Raw genomic sequence first — 17,499 nt, 5'->3', positions numbered from 1 at the left:
GGAAAGGTTAGAAGAGGCGCGACCCGTCGGGAACTTTGCGATCAGGCGCGAAGAGAATCACCGCGCCCTCCTCATCGGCGAAGCCGAGCGTCAGCACTTCGGACATATATTTGCCGATCTGGCGCGGCGGGAAGTTGACGACCGCCGCCACCTGCCGCCCCGCGAGGTCTTCGAGCGTATAGCGGTCGACGATCTGCGCGCTGCTTTTCTTGATCCCAATCGCGGGGCCGAAGTCGATCTTCAGCTTGAACGCGGGTTTGCGCGCCTCGGGAAAGGGCTCGGCCTCGATGATCGTTCCGATGCGGATATCGACGCGGAGGAAATCGTCGAAGCCAATTTCCGCCGCCGCAGGAGAGACCTGATCGTGATGGACGTGCATCGCGTCATTCCATCTCGAGGATCACCGCATCGACCGCGAGGCTGTCGCCCTGCGCGGCGTTGACGCTCTTCACCGTTCCCGATTTTTCGGCGCGGAGGATGTTTTCCATCTTCATTGCCTCGACGGTTGCTAGCGGTTGCCCGGCCTCGACCTTGTCGCCTTCGCCGACGTGCAGCGTAACGAGCAGGCCGGGCATCGGGCAGATGAGGAATTTCGAGAGGTCGGGCGGGATCTTTTCGATCATATGCTGGGTCAGCGACGCGATATGCCAGGGCAGCACGCGGACATCATGGATGCGCCCGCGCGTCGTCATGCGCCAGCCGGTGCGCGTCTTCGCGACCTTGACCGCGAGTTCGGTCTCGTCGATCTCCGCCACGATCAGTCGATCGCCGGGGGTATATTCGAGCGCAATGTCGATCTTGTCGTCATCGACCCTGATGTGTTTCTGTCCGAGCTTCACCTTGTGCTCGACACCACCGACGGTGACCTGCCATTTAGCGGGCGGATCGAGCCGGTCGCCGAGCTGGCCGTCGGTGCGGCGCGCCCGATCGGCTTCGGCGCTGGCCATGAAGCCCGCGATCGCCGCCAGCGCGCGAATGACGTTGTCGTCGGTTTGCGCGCCGTGAAAGCCTTCGGGATATTCCTCGGCGATGAAGCCTGTGGTCAGCTCGCCCGAGCGGAAGCGCGGATGCTGCATGATCGCCGAGACGAAATCGATATTGTGGCCGAGCCCCTCGATCTCGAAGCGGTCGAGCGCCGCGATCTGCAGGTCGGCGGCTTCGTCGCGCGTTGCGCCCCAGGTCACCAGCTTGGCGATCATCGGGTCGTAGAAGATCGACACTTCGCCGCCCTCCTCGACCCCGGCATCGACGCGCACGCCATCGACGCCGCGTGTCTCGCCTTCCCATGCCGGAACCGGGGTGCGGTAACGCACGAGCCGCCCTGTCGAGGGCAGGAAGCCGCGATACGGATCTTCGGCATAAACGCGGTTCTCTATCGCCCAGCCGTCGATCTTGATATCGTGCTGCGTCATTTCAAGCTTTTCGCCCGCGGCGACGCGGATCATCTGCTCGACGAGGTCGATACCAGTGATCGCTTCGGTTACGGGATGCTCGACTTGCAGGCGGGTGTTCATTTCGAGGAAATAGAAGCTCTCGCCTGTCGGATCGGCGCCCGACACGATGAGTTCGACGGTGCCGGCGCTGTAATAGCCGACCGCCTTCGACAAAGCGACGCACTGTTCGCCCATCGCCTTGCGCATCGTTTCGGTCACGAAAGGCGACGGCGCTTCCTCAACGACCTTCTGGTGGCGGCGCTGGATGCTGCATTCGCGCTCGTTGAGGTACAGCACATTGCCGTGCTGGTCGCCGAGGATCTGGATTTCGATGTGGCGCGGGTTGAGGATGAACTTCTCGATGAATACGCGGTCGTCGCCAAAGCTGTTGAGCCCCTCGCGCTTGGTCGCCTCAAAGCCCTCGCGCACGTCCTTTTCGTCATAGGCGAGGCGCATGCCTTTGCCGCCGCCGCCCGCGGAGGCTTTCATCATCACCGGATAGCCGATCTCGTTTGAAATCCGCACCGCATGTTCGGTATCGTCGATCTCACCGACAAAGCCGGGGACGACGTTGACGCCGGCTTCCTTTGCGAGCTTCTTCGACTCGATCTTGTCGCCCATCGCGGCAATCGCATTCACCGGCGGGCCGATGAAGGCGATGTTTTCCTTGGCCAGCGCCTCGGCAAAGCTGGTCCGCTCCGACAGGAAACCATAGCCGGGGTGCACCGCCTCGGCCCCCGTCGCCTTGCACGCCGCGATGATCTTGTCGGCGATCAGATAGGATTCGGACGCGGGCGACGCGCCGATATGCACTGCCTCATCGGCCATCTGAACAAAGGGCGCGCGCGCGTCGGCGTCCGAATAGACCGCGACTGTCGCGATCCCCATGCGGCGCGCGGTCTTGATAACGCGGCAGGCGATTTCGCCGCGGTTGGCGATCAGGATTTTCTTAAACATCGTCTCAATATTCCTCGATGAGGGCTTTTAAGTCTTTGGTGCGTTGTTCGGTGAGCGTCCGCATGCAGCCGCTGATCATCATCGGTTCGGCCGAGCCGCCGCGCATCGTGTAGCCTTCGCTGGCGCAATGCTTGTCGCGGTAAGTGATCCAGGCGCGCTGCGCGGCCAAAAGCGTGTCGTAATAGCCGGGGCGATTGTCCGAACTCCGGTCGAACTCGCGATCCTGCGCCTCCATCGCGGCGGCCGTCAGCTTCCACTGCGCGTTGAGCGCCGCGTCGGCGCGCTCATATTCCTGATAGGCGCAGGCGTTCAGCTCAAACTGCGCCATGGCATTGTCGCAATCAACCGCGGGCTCGGCGGCCATCGCTGACAAGAGCAGCATGGATGCGATGATCATTCGACCGTCTCCGTCGGTGCCGCTTCCACGGCAGGTTTGCGATACAGGCGGCTGATCTGCCGCGCCCAGTAAAGGATCAGCGCGAGCGCACCGATCCACAGTAGATTTTCGACCCACAGCGGACCGCCCTCACCCGGCGCCCTCCCCAGCCGCACGCCCTGCATATCGCCCGCCACCACGCCGAGCGCGCAGGACGCGGGCAGCAGAAGCAACGACATCAGGAGGGCGAGGAGCGGCTTGCGGGTCATCTCAACTTTTCCTCGCGCAGCACGCCGAAAATGCGTGCTGCGCCATATATGGTCAGAACGACGATACCGAAGCCGCCCAGCAGCGTCAGAAACATCGGTACCCCCCAGCGATCACCCTCGCCGCTCATCGAGCCAGCCAGAAACATCAGCACGACGATGCCAAGGGCAGCCAAACCCAAAATTTCAAAAGACAGTAAGACGAAGCGCCTCACTCGGCCGCGACCTCCATCCGCATCGGCTCTTCGCTTTCCATCGGCTTGAGGCCGAGCTTTGCCAACAGCGCCGCATCCTTGCTGTCACCGGCGTTCGCGGTCGTCAGCAGTTTGTCGCCGGTGAAGATGCTGTTCGCGCCGGCCATGAAGCAGAGCGCCTGCGTCGCTTCCGACATGCTCTCGCGGCCCGCCGACAGGCGCACCATGCTCATCGGCATCGTGATGCGCGCGACCGCCACGGTGCGGACGAATTCGATATCGTCGATCTTGGCAAGCGGCGTGTCCGCCAGCATGTCGCCAAGCACGGTTCCCTTCACCGGGACCAACGCGTTGATCGGCACGCTGCCCGGGTGTTCGGGGAGGGTCGCCAGCGCATGGATGAAGCCGACGCGATCGGTGCGCGTTTCGCCCAACCCGACGATGCCGCCCGAGCAAACGTTGATCCCGGCGCTGCGCACCTCCTCCAGCGTGTCGAGGCGGTCCTGAAAGCTGCGGGTCGAGATGATATTCCCGTAATTCTCGGGCGAGGTATCGATATTGTGGTTGTAATAATCGAGACCGGCGACCGCGAGCTGCTGCGCCTGCTCCTTGCTGAGCATCCCCAGCGTCATGCAGGTTTCCATGCCCATCTGACGCACACCTTCGATCATCGCAATGATCGCGGGCATGTCGCGGTCCTTGGGGTTGCGCCACGCGGCGCCCATGCAGAAACGCTGTGATCCGGCATCCTTTGCTTCGGCCGCAGACTGGAGCACCGTACGGACGTCCATCAGCTTCGTGGCCTTCAGCCCGGTGTCGGCCGACACACTTTGCGAGCAATAGCCGCAATCCTCGGCGCAGCCGCCGGTCTTGATGCTGAGCAAAGTGCAAAGCTGGATCTCGCCGCGCGCATGATGGCGGCGGTGGACGCCCTGCGCCTCCCACATCAGCTCGTCGAACGGCAGGTCGAACAGCTCGGCGATTTCGTCGCGGGTCCAGTCTTTGCGCGATGGATCGCCCAAGTCGGCGGAAGAGGAGAGATTCATGGTAGCAACCCTTGCTGTTGTTATTTGCTGTTATCTGCAGAAGCGCGCGTGCGCTGCGCCGTAAAATTCGATCGGCGGCGTTTCGCCGGACATGGGCTCATAATTGCCGTCGGCCCAGGCCCGCCGATCGCCATAGGGGATATCGACCTGGCGCATATCCTCGGCATTTCCATATTCGCTGACGTCGTAGAGGGTGATCGCGATGCCGGTTTCGGGATCGGCGCAGTCGAAGCGGATCCGGCCCTTGTTCACATATTTGTCGCTCGTCTCGAAATAGACATCGCGCCACGATCCCTCGGACGTTTCGAGGCGGCCGAACCATTCGGCGAAATAAAGGCCGTCGAGGTCCTGTTTATAGATCGGCTCGACGGTTACGCCGGCGCGATATTCGCTTGGTCGGCTGGTCGATTTTGCCTGAGCGGCGGAACCGGCCGAAAGCACGAGCCCTGCCGTGGCGATAAGAACGATGAATGTCTTCACGCGGCATCCTCCAGCGGGGGCATATTGTGACCGAGCAGGCGCAACACATCGGCGGCGCATTCAACGACATTGCTGCCCGGCCCATAAATTCCCTGCACCCCAGCGTCGCGCAGATACTGGTAATCCTGCGGCGGAATGACGCCGCCCGCGATCACCTTGATATCGCCCCTGCCCGCTTCCTTCAGCTTTCCGATCAATTCGGGGATCAGCGTCTTGTGTCCAGCGGCAAGGCTGGATGCGCCGACGACATCGACGCCGCTTTCCAGCGCCAGCACGACAGTCTCGTCGGGGGTCTGGAACAGCGGTCCCGAGACGATGTCAAAGCCCATATCGCCAAACGCCGAGGCGATGACATTGGCGCCGCGATCGTGGCCGTCCTGACCCATCTTGGCGACGAGCAATTTGGGTTTACGCCCCAGACGGCGTTCGACGGCCTTCACGCCGTCGAGCACCTGTTGCCATCGGTTGTCGCCCTCATAGGGCGCAGCATAGACGCCTTTCACCGGGGTCGGCTGGGTGCCATAGCGCTCGAAGCTTTCCTCCATTGCCGAAGAGATTTCACCCAGCGTTGCGCGCGCGCGCGCTGCATCGACCGCGAGCGCCAGCAGGTTGTTTTCGATGCTCGACTGGCCAGCGGCACCGTCGCGCAGCGCCTTTAGCGCGGCCTGGCATGCCACTTCGTCGCGGTTCGCCTTGGTCTTGTTGATACGGGCGATCTGCCCGTCGCGCACCTTGGCGTTATCGATGTCGAGCGTTTCGAGCAGGTCCTCGTCTTTCAGGCGATATTTATTCACGCCGACGATCACGTCGTCGCCGCGATCGACGCGCGCCTGCCGCGCTGCGGCGGCGGTTTCGATCATCGCCTTGGGCCAGCCCGCCGCAACCGCCTTTGCCATGCCGCCCTCGGACTGGACGCGGTCGATGATTTCCTGCGCCGCGTCAACGAGCTGCTGAGTCAGCGCCTCGACATAATAGCTACCGCCGAGCGGATCGACGACCTTGGTCATCCCCGTCTCTTCCTGGATGACGATTTGGGTGTTGCGCGCGATGCGGGCCGAGAAGTCGGTCGGCAGCGCGATCGCCTCGTCGAGCGCGTTCGTGTGCAGCGACTGGGTGCCGCCGAGCATCGCCGCCATCGCCTCGATCGTCGTGCGCATGACGTTGTTGTACGGATCTTGCTCCGTCAGGCTGACCCCAGACGTCTGGCAATGCGTGCGCAGCATCTTCGAGCGCTCGTCCTGCGCGCCGAGCGTGGTCATCGCGCGGTGCCACAGCACCCGCGCCGCGCGCAGCTTGGCGATTTCCATGAAGAAATTCATGCCGATCGCGAAAAAGAAGCTCAGCCTTCCGGCGAATTTGTCGATGTCGAGACCCGACGCGACGCCATATTTCACATATTCCATGCCGTCGGCGATGGTGAAGGCCAGCTCCTGCACCTGCGTCGCGCCGGCTTCCTGCATATGATAGCCCGAGATCGAGATGCTGTTGAACTTCGGCATTTCGCGCGATGTGTAGCCGAAGATATCGCTGATGATCCGCATGCTGGGTTCGGGCGGGTAGATGTATGTGTTGCGGACCATGAACTCCTTCAGGATGTCGTTCTGGATCGTCCCGTCGAGCAGCTTGCGATCGACCCCCTGCTCCTCGCCCGCGACGATGAAGAACGCCAGGATCGGGATCACCGCGCCGTTCATCGTCATCGACACCGACATCTGGTCGAGCGGGATGCCGTCGAACAGGATCTTCATATCCTCGACGCTGTCGATCGCGACCCCCGCCTTGCCGACGTCGCCGGTGACGCGCGGATGGTCGCTGTCATAGCCGCGATGGGTGGCAAGGTCGAAGGCGACCGACAGACCCTTTTGCCCCGCCGCAAGGTTGCGGCGATAGAAAGCGTTCGATTCCTCTGCGGTTGAAAAGCCGGCATATTGCCGGATCGTCCACGGCCGCCCGGCGTACATCGATGCGCGCACACCGCGCGTGAACGGCGCGAAGCCGGGCAGGCCCGGATCGACCGCCACGTCGTCGGCAGTATAGAGCGGCTTGACGTCGATCCCCTCGGCGGTGTGCCAGGTGAGGTCCTTGCCCTTCACTTCCTTGTCGGCCGCGGCGGCCCATTGCTCGATGGTCGGCTTGTCGGTCATGTTAGTGGCCACCCTTTGGCGTCTCCATAATCTCGGTCAGCACTCCGCCCATATCCTTGGGATGGAGGAAGAAGATCAAAGTCCCGTGCGCCCCGATCCGCGGCTCGCCGAGAACACGCTTGCCGAGCGCCTCGAACTCGGCCTTGGCGGCATGGATGTCGGGCACTTCGTAGCACAGATGATGTTGCCCTCCCGCAGGGTTCTTCTGCAGGAAAGCGGCGATCGATGCATTGCCGGGCAATGGTTCGATCAGCTCGATTTGTGTGCCGTTCAGTTCCCCGGAATCGTCGGCGCGAGTGGGCGTATCGACGAAACACACTTTCACGCCTTGTTCGGGCAGGTCAAAGGGCTCGTGAATCCGGATCGCACCCATCACATCGCGGTAGAATGCGATGCTGTCGGCGATCGAAGGCGTCGCGATGCCGATGTGATTGAGGCGACCCAGTTTCATTGCATTCTCCTCAGCAGCCCGGAATCTGGTCCTTGCCGACCAGTTCATACTTGCCGTTCTTCAAAACATATTGCTGCTTGATGGCGCGTGTTCCCGTGTAGGATACGGTGAAGCTCTTGTCGGGAACGGCCGCGGTGATCTGCCCGTCGAAGCCCTGCTCGGTCTGGTTCAGACCGGCGCCTGAACTCATGCTGTCGGTGAAGCTGGCGCGATCGACCGGACCGGCAGGCGCGAGTTCGGTGAGCGTTGCGTTGCTGATCGCGCAGCCCTGCCAGACGCCGCCGCCCGAGGTCACGAGATAGGCGTTTTTGCCCAGCGCGTCGCTGAAACCCCACGCGGTCGCAGCATTGCCGACCGTGCCGACCGAACCAAGATTGAGCCACTCGCCCTTGCGTTGCCAACCCGAAGGGCCGCCCTGCAGATAGTGGATTGCGTTGATCCCGCCTTCGCTGTGCCCCGCTTCGTCCATGCTGCCGAGGCTCAGAAGCACGCCGACATTGTTCGAGAGCAGATGGATCGCGGCAGGACGGAACTGATAGGTTCGCCCGTCGATCTCGCGCGTCGCGGTCGCCTCGGCGCCTTTGGGAAGCCCGAAAGCGGCCCGGAAGGCGAGGCTGATCGTCGTATTCTCTTCGCTCTCCAGCGTCACCGGGAAAGCAGGTTTCGGTTCGCCCACCGGCGTGTCGGGATCGAACGCCAGCGCTGCCGGAGTGGCCAGCAGGACGGGGGCGAACAGGGTAGCGAGACAGAGTTTACGCATCTTCAAACCTCATTTGGAATCAATGACATCGCGGTCATGCTCTAACCGCCTCCTGTCTTTGCCTCCAGCCCGGCGTTTCCTGTGTGCCGACCATCACACGCGCGGATAAAATAGGGCCGTCGCGATCACAGCGGAATATTGTCGTGCTTCTTCCACGGGTTTTCGAGCTGCTTGTTTCGCAGCTTGCGCAGCCCCAGCGCGATCCGCTTGCGCGTATTATGCGGGTGGATGACCTCGTCGATGTATCCGCGCGAGGCCGCGACGAACGGGTTCGCAAAACGGTCCTCATATTCCTTCGTGCGCTGCGCGATCTTTTCGGGATCGCCGATATCGCTGCGAAAGATGATCTCGACAGCGCCCTTCGCGCCCATCACTGCGATCTCGGCGGTCGGCCAGGCGTAGTTCAAATCGCCGCGCAGATGCTTCGACGCCATCACGTCGTACGCTCCGCCATAAGCCTTGCGCGTGATCACCGTGATCTTCGGCACCGTCGCCTCGGCATAAGCGAAGAGCAGTTTCGCGCCATGCTTGATGATGCCGTTATATTCCTGCGCGGTGCCGGGCAGGAAGCCGGGGACATCCACGAAGGTGATGATCGGGATTTCGAAGGCGTCGCAGAAGCGGACAAAGCGCGCCGCCTTCTTCGACGAATTGATGTCGAGCACCCCCGCGAGCACAAGCGGCTGGTTCGCGACGATGCCGATCGTGCGCCCCTCGATGCGCCCGAAGCCGCAGATGATATTCGCGGCATGCGTGGTCTGAACCTCGAAGAAGTCGCCCTCGTCGACCGTCTTCCGGATCAGTTCGTGCATGTCATACGGCTGGTTCGCGTTCGGAGGGATCAGCGTGTCGAGGCTCGGCTCGGCGCGGTCATATGGGTCGCTCGTCGGGCGCACGGGAACGCCGCTGCGATTATTCTCGGGCAGGTAATCGAAGAAATCGCGCGCCGCGAGCAGCGCCTCGATATCATTCTCGAACGCGAGGTCGGCGACCGAGCTTTTGGTGGTGTGCGTGATCGCGCCGCCGAGTTCTTCCTGCGTCACCACCTCGTTGGTGACCGTCTTCACGACATCGGGGCCGGTGACGAACATATAGGACGAGTCCTTCACCATGAAGATGAAGTCGGTCATCGCCGGGCTGTACACCGCGCCGCCCGCGCACGGCCCCATGATCAGGCTGATCTGCGGGACCACGCCCGATGCGAGCACATTGCGCTGGAACACCTCGGCATAGCCGCCCAAGGACGCAACGCCCTCCTGAATACGCGCGCCGCCGCTGTCGTTAAGGCCGATGATAGGCGCGCCGACCTTCATCGCATTGTCCATGACCTTCATCATCTTTTGGGCATGGCGTTCGGATAGCGAGCCGCCAAAGACGGTGAAGTCCTGGCTGAAGACATAGACGAGACGGCCGTTGATCGTGCCCGATCCCGTAACGATGCCGTCTCCCGGAACAATCTGGTCCTGCATGCCGAAATCGGTACAATTATGCTCGACATAAGTGTCGAGTTCTTCGAACGAGCCTTCGTCGAGCAATACGTCGAGCCGCTCGCGCGCGGTGAGCTTGCCTTTGGCATGCTGCGCATCGATGCGCTTTTGTCCGCCGCCCAAGGCAGCGGCGGCGCGGCGGCGTTCCATTTCGGCGATATTGGCGGACACATGGTTCTCCATCGAAGCGGGAATTCATTGTCTGCCCGCTTCGCACCGCGGTGGCAAATGTGAATTTGCAAAGTTGCAAAGTCAAATTTTGCAAATTTTGTTGGCTGCGTATAAGCTCGTCAATCGTTTGGAGATCGTCGAGGCGCAGTCACAAGAATACGTCTCAATTCGATTGCGTCTCGGCACCTCCCCAATATCAAAGCCAAATCTCAAGGCAAAAACTCAGGGAATGGAGCGCGATGGTTCGCCAGCGCATTTTTGCGGGAACCCGGTTGAAACGGCTTCGCATCGAGCGCGGCATCATGCAGGCTTCCTTTGCCGAGCAACTCGGCATCTCGACTTCCTACCTCAGCCAGATCGAGCATGACGACCGTCCGCTGACTCCGGCTCTCCTCGAACGCCTGCAACGCTTGTTTCCGCTCGAATGGGAAGAAGTGGCCGCCGACGCGGGCGATCGCCGGGCGGGCGCATTGCGCGAAGCCGCCGCCGATCCGTTGTTCGCTTCGGCGCCCCTGCCCCCCGAACAGCTCGAACGCGCGGCGTTGCAACAGCCACAGCTTACCGATCAGTTCGTCGCGCTCCACGCAGCCTATCGTCGTGCGGGGCAACGGCTCCAGATCATCGACGAGGCGCTGACCGGCGGGACCGCCGAGGGCAGTCGCCTGCCGTGGGAGGAAGTGCGCGACTGGTTTCACGATGCCGGCAATTATGTCGACAGCATCGACCGCGCTGCCGAGGTGCTGGCCGGGCAGTTGCGCGGCAAGGATTCATCGCCCGCGATCGAAACGATCGAGCGACGGCTTCGCGATGCGCTCGGGATTTCGATCGTCTATAGCCAGACGCAGGCGCTGCGCGATTTCGACGCGACGATGCGGCACCTCGTAATCGACCCGTCGCAGCCCGCCGAGAGTCGGCGCTTTCAGCTGGCGCATCAGCTTGCCGCCCTCGCGCTGGGGGGCGAGATCGCGACGGTGGTCGAAGCTTCGCCTTTGCGGACCGCCGCGGCGCGGCAGTTGCTCCATGTCGGCCTCGCCAACTATGCCGCGGGTGCGGTGCTAATGCCCTATACGCCCTTCCGCGCCAGCGCTCGCGCGGTGAGGCACGACATCGATCGGCTGCGCCTTCAATATGGTGTCAGCTTCGAACAGGCGTGCCATCGCCTCTCGACGCTCCAGCGCCCCGGTGCGCGCGGCATTCCGATGTTTTTCTGCCGCGTCGATATGGCGGGCAATATCACGAAACGGCACAGCGCGACGCGGCTGCAATTCGCGCGCTTCGGCGGCGCCTGCCCCTTGTGGATCGTGCACGAGGCCGCGGCGATTCCCGATCGCATCCTGTTCCAGCTTGCCGAGACACCCGATGGCCTCCGCTATGTGTCGATGGCGAAGGGGTTGGTGAAACCCTCGGGCAGCTATGCGCGCAGCCCGCGTCGCTACGCCGTCGCATTGGGGTGCGAGGCGCAATATGCGGCTGACTTCGTCTATGCCGACGGGGTCGATGTTGCGGCACCGCAAGCCGCGACACGCATCGGTCTGTCGTGCCGTATCTGCCCGCGCGACGATTGCGACCAGCGTGCATTTCCCCCGAGCGATCGCCCGATCCTCGTCGACCCCGACAGGCGCGACGTCGTGCCGTACCGGATCGGCTAACCGTCGATCACCAACTCCTCGTCCAGGAAATCGAGGAAGGCGCGAATGCGGGCTGCGGCGCGATCTTCGGGCGCGTAGAGCGCGTGAATATCCTCGCCATCGCCGGGGTTATAATCGGGTAGCACCTCGACGAGCCTCCCCTCCGCCAGATCCCGTGCGACATGAAAGCACCCATGCCGCGCAATGCCGCCACCAGCGACCGCCATCTGGCGCACGACCTCGCCCGAATTGCCGAAGAAGCTGCCGTGGACGGGGCGCTGCACGACCTTGCCACCCATGTGAAAGGGCCAGCTATCGACCGAGCGGCGGAAGCTGAAGCGCAGGCAATCATGCGCGTCGAGATCGTCGGGAGTCTGCGGGGTGCCGCGGCGCGCAAGATAATCCCGGCTGGCGACCAGCAACATGCGGCTATGCCCGAGCTTCTTGGCGCGCAGCGTCGTGTCGCGCAGCGGACCGATGCGGATCGCGATGTCGGCGCGCTCCTCGACCAGATCGACGATGGTGTCGGACAGCGCGAGATCGACCGTGACGTCGGGATAGCGCGCGGTGAAAAGCGGCAGGATCGGCAGCAGCCCCATCGTGCCGATCGAGGGCGAGGCGTTGATACGCAGCAGCCCGCGCGGCCCTTTCTGTTCCTGCCCCAGCCCCGCTTCGACGGACTGGATATCGGCAAGCAATATACTCATTCGGTCGCGATATGCCTCGCCGTCCGACGTCAGCGCGAGCGAGCGAGTTGTCCGCCGCATCAGCGTGACACCGAGCCGCTGCTCGAGCCGCGCAACGCTGCGGCTGACCGCCGAGGGCGTCAGGCGCAATGCCCTGGCGGCCGACGCGAGGCTGCCGCCGTTCGCCACCGCCAGAAAGGTTTCGATATCGCCGAACCGGTTGTCCATCGCCATTCCTGATTTTGAATCACCACTGAAGTGATGAAGCGCATTCTAATCAACAATCTTGCGGCGCGCTATCTTCGGATCATCAAATTGCACCAAGGAAGGAGACCGTTCATGGACCTCAAGCTCAAAGGCAAAACCGCCCTTGTCACCGGATCGACCGCCGGCATCGGATTCGCGATCGCCAAGCGCCTCGCCGAAGAAGGCGTAGATGTCGTCATTACTGGCCGCAATCAGCGGAAACTGGACGAGGCAGCTGCGGAGCTGTCGCAGGCCGGAACGATCCGCGCCGTGCTTGCCGACCCGGCTACCGCAGAGGGCTCCGAGGCGCTGATCGCAGCGGTTCCGGCGGTCGATATTCTGGTCAACAATCTCGGCATCTATGAGGCCAAACCTTTTCCCGAGATCAGCGACGCCGACTGGCACAATATCTTCGAGGTTAACGTCGTGAGCGGCGCGCGGCTGTCGCGGCACTATTTCCCGAAGATGCTCGAAAAGAACTGGGGCCGCGTGATCTTCATCGCGAGCGAAAGCGGCCTGTTGCCGCCCGCCGAGATGATCCATTACGGCATGACCAAGACTGCGCAGCTGACGATCGCGCGCGGACTTTCCGAGCAGACAAGGGGCACCGGCGTCACCGTCAACAGCGTGCTGCCGGGGCCGACGCGCTCGGAAGGCATCACCGACTTCATCCGCTCGGTCGTGTCGAACCCCGAAGCGTCCGAAGCCGAGCGCGAAAAAACCTTCTTTGAAGAGTTGCGTCCGCTGTCGCTGATCCGCCGCCTGATCGAGGCCGACGAGATCGGGGCCATGGTGACTTATCTTGCGAGCCCGCTGGCTGCTGTCACAAACGGCGCCGCAATCCGCGCCGAGGGCGGGATTATTCCGACGATTGCTTAGGCTGTTCCCGGGCGAAAGCCGGGGCCCAGTACCGGCGCAGACTGGACCCCCGGCTTTCGCCGGGGAACAGCTCTTCTCGCTGGGGTCAGGTCTTCACGATCCCGCGCTCGATCAGACTATGCGCCGTCGCGAGGATCGCCTGCTCGGGGCTGCGCATCGTCCATCCCAATGTATTCATCGCATGGCTGCTGTCGCCGCCGCGGACATTGCCGAGTTCGGCGACAAGTTGCTTCAACTCGGGGCGGACGAGCGCGAACAGCTTGAGCAGCCAGTCGGGCATCCTGCGCGTCGGAACCTTGCGCGCCTTTTCGCCCAGATTGGCGGTCAGGATATTCGCGACGTCGATCATCTTCAGGAACGGTCCTGAACAGACATAGCGTTCGTCGTGGATCGCGGGCGCGGTCAGCGCGCGATAGTGCTGGTCGGCAACATCGCGCACATCGACGATCCCGAAACCAATGTCGGGGCACATTGGCACCTTGCCCTCCAGCAACTGTTTCACCAGTTCGATAGAGGTTGAGAGATCGTCCGAGAGCAGCGGTCCGAATACCGCCGCGGGATTGACCGAGGCGAATTCCATGTCGCCGCCTTCGGCCGCCATCCAGTCGCGCGCGGCGCGCTCGGCAACGGTCTTCGAGCGCGGATAGGGCATCACCGCGGGATTATCGAGATTGGTCCAGTCGGCCTCGCTGTAGATGCCGCCGCCGTGGCCATGGCCATAGGCGATTGCTGCCATCGATGAGGTCAGGACGAACCGCTTCACCCCTGCCGCGCGTGCAAACCGCAGTGCGCGGAGCGCGCCTTCGCGCGCGGGGACGATCAGCTCGTCGGGATGTTTGGGAACTCCCAGAGGAAAGGGCGACGCGACATGCGCGATGTGGCTGCATCCCACGATCGCCTCGGCCCAGCCTGCATCATGCTCGAGGTCGGCTGCAAAGAAGCGCAGTCGATCGTTATCGACACCCAGCCAGGCGCGGACGTCGGGTTCGCGTTTCAGGCTGCGGACGGTTGTGTGCACCGTCCAGCCATTGTCGATCAGCTGCCGGATCAGAAAGCCCGCGATATAACCGCTGCCTCCGGTGACCAATGCCGCTCCCGTCATGCGCCCCTCCTCGCCTTTTGAGCCTCGCCTTTTGAGCAGGGAGGGTAGCAGGATTATTTGAGCAGCACGAGTTCCTCCGCCATGCTCGGGTGGAGCGCGACGGTGTTGTCGAAATCGGCTTTGGTCAGCCCTGCCTTCACTGCGATCGCCGCGGCTTGCAGGATTTCGGGCGCGTCGGGGCCGATCATGTGCAGCCCGACGACCTGGTCGGTCGCCGCGTTGACGATCATCTTGTACAGCGCGCGTTCGTTGCGGCCCGCGAGGACATTTTTCATCGCGCGGAAATCGCTGGTGTAGACGCGGATCGAGCCGAGCTTGTTGCGCGCTTCGGCCTCGGTCATCCCGACTGCGCCGATCGGCGGGTGGCTGAAAACGGCACTCGGAACATTGGCATAGTCGACCGTGGTGGGCTTGCCGCCGAATACGCTGTCTGCAAACGCCTGCCCTTCGCGGATCGCCACCGGGGTCAGCTGGATGCGGTTGGTGACGTCGCCGACGGCATAGATGCTGGGCACCGACGACTGGCTGGCCTCGTCGACCTTGATCGCGCCATCCTTGTCGAGCTCGACGCCAACCTCTTCGAGGCCCAGCCCCTTGCTGTTGGGCACGCGGCCCGCCGCGACCAGAACGATGTCGGCCTCGATCGGATCGGTGTTTTCCAAGTGAACGGTCAACGAACCATCCGTCCTTTTTTCGATCGACTGAAACGGCGCGTTGAAGCGGAACTCGATGCCCTTGGTCATTGAAATCTGAAGCAGGCGGTCCCGGATCTGTTCGTCATAACCGCGCAGGATCGTGTCGCCGCGATTGACGATCGTCACCTTGCTGCCGAACTCGTTGAAGATGCCCGCAAACTCGTTGGCGATATAGCCGCCGCCGGCAATCACCACACGTTTCGGCAGTTTTTCGAGATGGAATACCTCGTTCGAGGTGATCGCATGCTCGCTGCCCGGAAATTCGGGAACGTGCGGCCAGCCGCCGGTCGCGATCAGGATGCGCCCGGCGCTGATTTCCTGGCCGTCGGCGAGGCGAACCTTTTGCGGGCCGATGACGGTCGCGCGGGTCTTGAACAGCGTGACCTTGTGATTGTCGAGCGTCTGGCCGTAAAGGCCTTCCAGTCGGTCGACTTCAGCGAGCACATTGTCGCGCAGGCGGTCCCAGTCGAATTTGCAATCGGGCACGTCCCAGCCGAATTTGCGCGCATCCTTCAGGTCTTCGGCGAAGTGCGCGCCATAAACGAGCAATTTTTTTGGCACGCATCCACGGATGACGCAGGTTCCGCCCACGCGATATTCCTCAGCCAGCGCGACGCGCGCGCCGTGCGATGCGGCGATACGCGAGGCGCGGACGCCACCCGACCCGGCGCCGATGACAAACAGGTCGAAATCAAACTCGCTCATGGAAACCCCTGATCTGGATGGCCGCGTGATATTCGCGCCGGGGTCCTATGTGGTTACGCGGACCCGCGATGCCAATCGAATTTTGCGGTCAGACTGATGGGGCGCGGCCCTATTCGCCGAGCGCGGCCTGCATCAACGCGCGCGTCGCCGGGTCGAACTCGACCGTTCCCTCCGCCAGACCTTTCGCCATTTCCTTGCCCAGCTCGACCCCGAACTGGTCGAACGGATTGATGCCGAGAAGGACGGCGTTGGCAAAGACGCGATGCTCGTAAAAGGCGATCAGCGCGCCGAGGCTGCGCGGTGTGACCTGATCGAGCAGGATCGTCGTCGAAGGGCGATCACCCGGATAGTTTCGCGCCCCGTCCGCGCTGGCGCGGCCCGTCATCAACGCCGCACCCTGCGCGATGCAATTCGCGACGAGCGTTTCGTGATGCGCCTCGTCGAGCAGATGATCGGGCTCCCGCGCCACGACGAACTCGACGGGGGTCAGACGCGTCCCCTGATGGAGTAGCTGGAACACGGCGTGCTGCGCGTCGGTGCCGACGCCGCCCCATGTGATCGGGGCACTCTCGCGGCCGACGGGCTGGCCGTCGACCGTGACCGACTTGCCGTTCGATTCCATCTCGAGCTGCTGGAGATAGTCGGGGAGCAGGCGGAGCCGCTCGTCATAGGCGAAGACCGCGCGCGTTTGGCATCCAAGGCGGTTGGCATAGAGCTGATCGGCGAACGCGGCGAGCAGGCAGACATTGTCGATGCCATCGGCGAGACGGAAATGACGATCAATCTCCGCCGCGCCTTCGAGGAGGTCGGCGAATGCGTCCCAGCCGAGCGCGAGTGCGGCGGGAAACCCGATCGAAGACCATAGCGAATAGCGGCCGCCGACGGTTTCGCTGAACGGCAGGATACGCGTTTCGTCGATGCCCCACTCCATCGCACGTTCGGGTTTTGCGGTCAGCGCGATGAAACGGCCAAGCGGATCGGCGACCCCCGCCTCTTCGAGCCATTGCAGCGTCGAATTGGCGTTGAGCAGGGTTTCGGTGGTGGTGAAAGTCTTCGACGCGACCGCAACCAACGTATGTTCGGGGCTGAATTTGGCGAACACCTCGTCCAGCGCGGCGCCGTCGACGTTCGATACCACGGCGACGTCGTAGCGGTCGCTGTGCCGGCCGAGTGCGTCGATGAGCAGATCGGGGCCGAGCGCCGATCCGCCGATGCCGATGTGGAGCAGGTGCCGGATCTCGCCAAAGGCTCCCGCCTCGATCGCGTCGATCATCATCCGCATCCGCTGGTGCAGCGCTTGTGCGAGATGAACAGACTCCGGCGCGCCGTCGCCGCGCTCGGCGCTATGTTCGGCAGCGCGGTCTTCGGTCGGATTGGCGATGCCGCCGGAAAACAGCGTCTTGCGCCGTTCGGCGAAGTCCTGCGCCGCGGTGAGGTCTGACAGGATGGCAATGGCTGCGTCGTCGAGATGCGTCTTGGCGAGGTCGAAGCGGATATCGGCGACGCTGCGCACCAGCGCCTGCAGCCGGGCTTCGGGATCGGCGGCGACCAGATCGGTCAGCTTCTGCGGCTGCCATTCGGAAAGGGCCTGCCAGGCTTGCTGCGCTGTCGTCATGATCTTCTAATCCTCGAACGGTGAATCTTCCCTATTCTCTAAGCTCGCTACCCGCCGCGCGCCAGTGTCGTCCGCCGATATTTGCTTGACGTGGCAACCTATTCATCGCCAATGCGCGGCATGACCAATGCCAGCTTTACCGCCGATGTGACGCCTCCGACCGGCCCCGTGCCGCCTG

The 17,499-nt window shown here is 62.9% G+C and carries 17 protein-coding genes; 2 read left to right on the top strand and 15 right to left on the bottom strand.

The genetic code is table 11. The features are described 5' to 3' along the window. Positions 1-7: 7 nt before the first annotated feature. The 11 genes from AC3A43_RS05600 to AC3A43_RS05550 all read right to left on the bottom strand — a co-directional run bounded on the left by AC3A43_RS05600 (position 8) and on the right by AC3A43_RS05550 (position 9,765). Positions 8-379, bottom strand: coding sequence for a tRNA-binding protein (locus AC3A43_RS05600; protein WP_487791539.1), 372 nt, complete (start codon positions 377-379; stop codon positions 8-10). Between the two features lie 4 nt (positions 380-383). Beyond that, positions 384-2,390 carry an ATP-binding protein gene (locus tag AC3A43_RS05595; RefSeq protein WP_487791538.1) on the bottom strand — a complete coding sequence of 669 codons (2,007 nt, stop codon included), beginning with the start codon at positions 2,388-2,390 and terminating at the stop codon, positions 384-386. A gap of 4 nt (positions 2,391-2,394) precedes the next feature. After that, positions 2,395-2,787, bottom strand: a complete 393-nt coding sequence (locus AC3A43_RS05590) for a lysozyme inhibitor LprI family protein (protein ID WP_487791537.1) — start codon at positions 2,785-2,787, stop codon at positions 2,395-2,397. After that, positions 2,784-3,035, bottom strand: a complete 252-nt coding sequence (locus AC3A43_RS05585; protein ID WP_487791536.1) for a hypothetical protein — start codon at positions 3,033-3,035, stop codon at positions 2,784-2,786. Before AC3A43_RS05585 ends, AC3A43_RS05590 begins: the two co-directional genes overlap by 4 nt. Next, complete coding sequence (locus AC3A43_RS05580) at positions 3,032-3,247, bottom strand: hypothetical protein (protein WP_487791535.1); 216 nt, start codon at positions 3,245-3,247, stop codon at positions 3,032-3,034. The genes AC3A43_RS05585 and AC3A43_RS05580 overlap by 4 nt, the downstream gene beginning before the upstream one ends. Beyond that, on the bottom strand, positions 3,244-4,272 hold the full coding sequence (bioB, locus tag AC3A43_RS05575; protein WP_487791534.1) for a biotin synthase BioB: 1,029 nt from the start codon (positions 4,270-4,272) through the stop codon (positions 3,244-3,246). The genes AC3A43_RS05580 and bioB overlap by 4 nt, the downstream gene beginning before the upstream one ends. A gap of 30 nt (positions 4,273-4,302) precedes the next feature. Then, positions 4,303-4,752 carry a hypothetical protein gene (locus AC3A43_RS05570; protein ID WP_487791533.1) on the bottom strand — a complete coding sequence of 150 codons (450 nt, stop codon included), beginning with the start codon at positions 4,750-4,752 and terminating at the stop codon, positions 4,303-4,305. Further along, a complete protein-coding gene (gene scpA / locus AC3A43_RS05565) occupies positions 4,749-6,896 on the bottom strand; it encodes a methylmalonyl-CoA mutase (protein ID WP_487791532.1) in 2,148 nt (715 codons plus the stop codon). The genes AC3A43_RS05570 and scpA overlap by 4 nt, the downstream gene beginning before the upstream one ends. A 1-nt stretch (position 6,897) precedes the next feature. Further along, a complete protein-coding gene (mce, locus tag AC3A43_RS05560; RefSeq protein ID WP_487791531.1) occupies positions 6,898-7,347 on the bottom strand; it encodes a methylmalonyl-CoA epimerase in 450 nt (149 codons plus the stop codon). Positions 7,348-7,357: 10 nt separating this feature from the next. After that, positions 7,358-8,107, bottom strand: coding sequence for a hypothetical protein (locus tag AC3A43_RS05555; protein ID WP_487791530.1), 750 nt, complete (start codon positions 8,105-8,107; stop codon positions 7,358-7,360). Positions 8,108-8,232: 125 nt separating this feature from the next. Continuing rightward, positions 8,233-9,765 carry an acyl-CoA carboxylase subunit beta gene (locus AC3A43_RS05550; RefSeq protein WP_487791529.1) on the bottom strand — a complete coding sequence of 511 codons (1,533 nt, stop codon included), beginning with the start codon at positions 9,763-9,765 and terminating at the stop codon, positions 8,233-8,235. A 239-nt stretch (positions 9,766-10,004) separates the two neighbouring features. On the opposite strand from AC3A43_RS05550, the gene AC3A43_RS05545 reads away from it, so the two are divergent. Beyond that, a complete protein-coding gene (locus tag AC3A43_RS05545; protein WP_487791528.1) occupies positions 10,005-11,414 on the top strand; it encodes a helix-turn-helix domain-containing protein in 1,410 nt (469 codons plus the stop codon). On the opposite strand, the gene AC3A43_RS05540 is transcribed toward AC3A43_RS05545, so the two are convergent. Further along, positions 11,411-12,307 (bottom strand): LysR family transcriptional regulator, encoded by an 897-nt coding sequence (locus AC3A43_RS05540; RefSeq protein ID WP_487791527.1) that lies wholly within the window; start codon positions 12,305-12,307, stop codon positions 11,411-11,413. The two genes, AC3A43_RS05545 and AC3A43_RS05540, sit on opposite strands and share 4 nt — an antisense overlap. 111 nt (positions 12,308-12,418) lie before the next feature. Between AC3A43_RS05540 and AC3A43_RS05535 the strand changes: the two genes are divergently transcribed. Further along, positions 12,419-13,204 (top strand): SDR family NAD(P)-dependent oxidoreductase, encoded by a 786-nt coding sequence (locus AC3A43_RS05535; RefSeq protein WP_487791526.1) that lies wholly within the window; start codon positions 12,419-12,421, stop codon positions 13,202-13,204. A gap of 85 nt (positions 13,205-13,289) precedes the next feature. Here the strand turns inward: AC3A43_RS05535 and AC3A43_RS05530 are convergent, their stop codons facing one another. From AC3A43_RS05530 to pgi, 3 genes are all read right to left on the bottom strand, one after another. Then, entirely contained in the window at positions 13,290-14,306 is a 1,017-nt protein-coding gene (locus tag AC3A43_RS05530) for an NAD-dependent epimerase/dehydratase family protein (protein WP_487791525.1), read from the bottom strand. A 53-nt stretch (positions 14,307-14,359) separates the two neighbouring features. Then, positions 14,360-15,706, bottom strand: a complete 1,347-nt coding sequence (gor, locus tag AC3A43_RS05525; protein ID WP_487791524.1) for a glutathione-disulfide reductase — start codon at positions 15,704-15,706, stop codon at positions 14,360-14,362. A gap of 109 nt (positions 15,707-15,815) precedes the next feature. Next, positions 15,816-17,321, bottom strand: a complete 1,506-nt coding sequence (gene pgi / locus AC3A43_RS05520) for a glucose-6-phosphate isomerase (RefSeq protein ID WP_487791523.1) — start codon at positions 17,319-17,321, stop codon at positions 15,816-15,818. Positions 17,322-17,499: the final 178 nt, after the last annotated feature.

This window comes from Sphingopyxis sp. Soil_C_28, assembly GCF_057657055.1.
The sequence above is the reverse complement of the archived record's forward strand: the minus strand, read 5'-3'. Positions and strand labels throughout refer to the sequence as shown.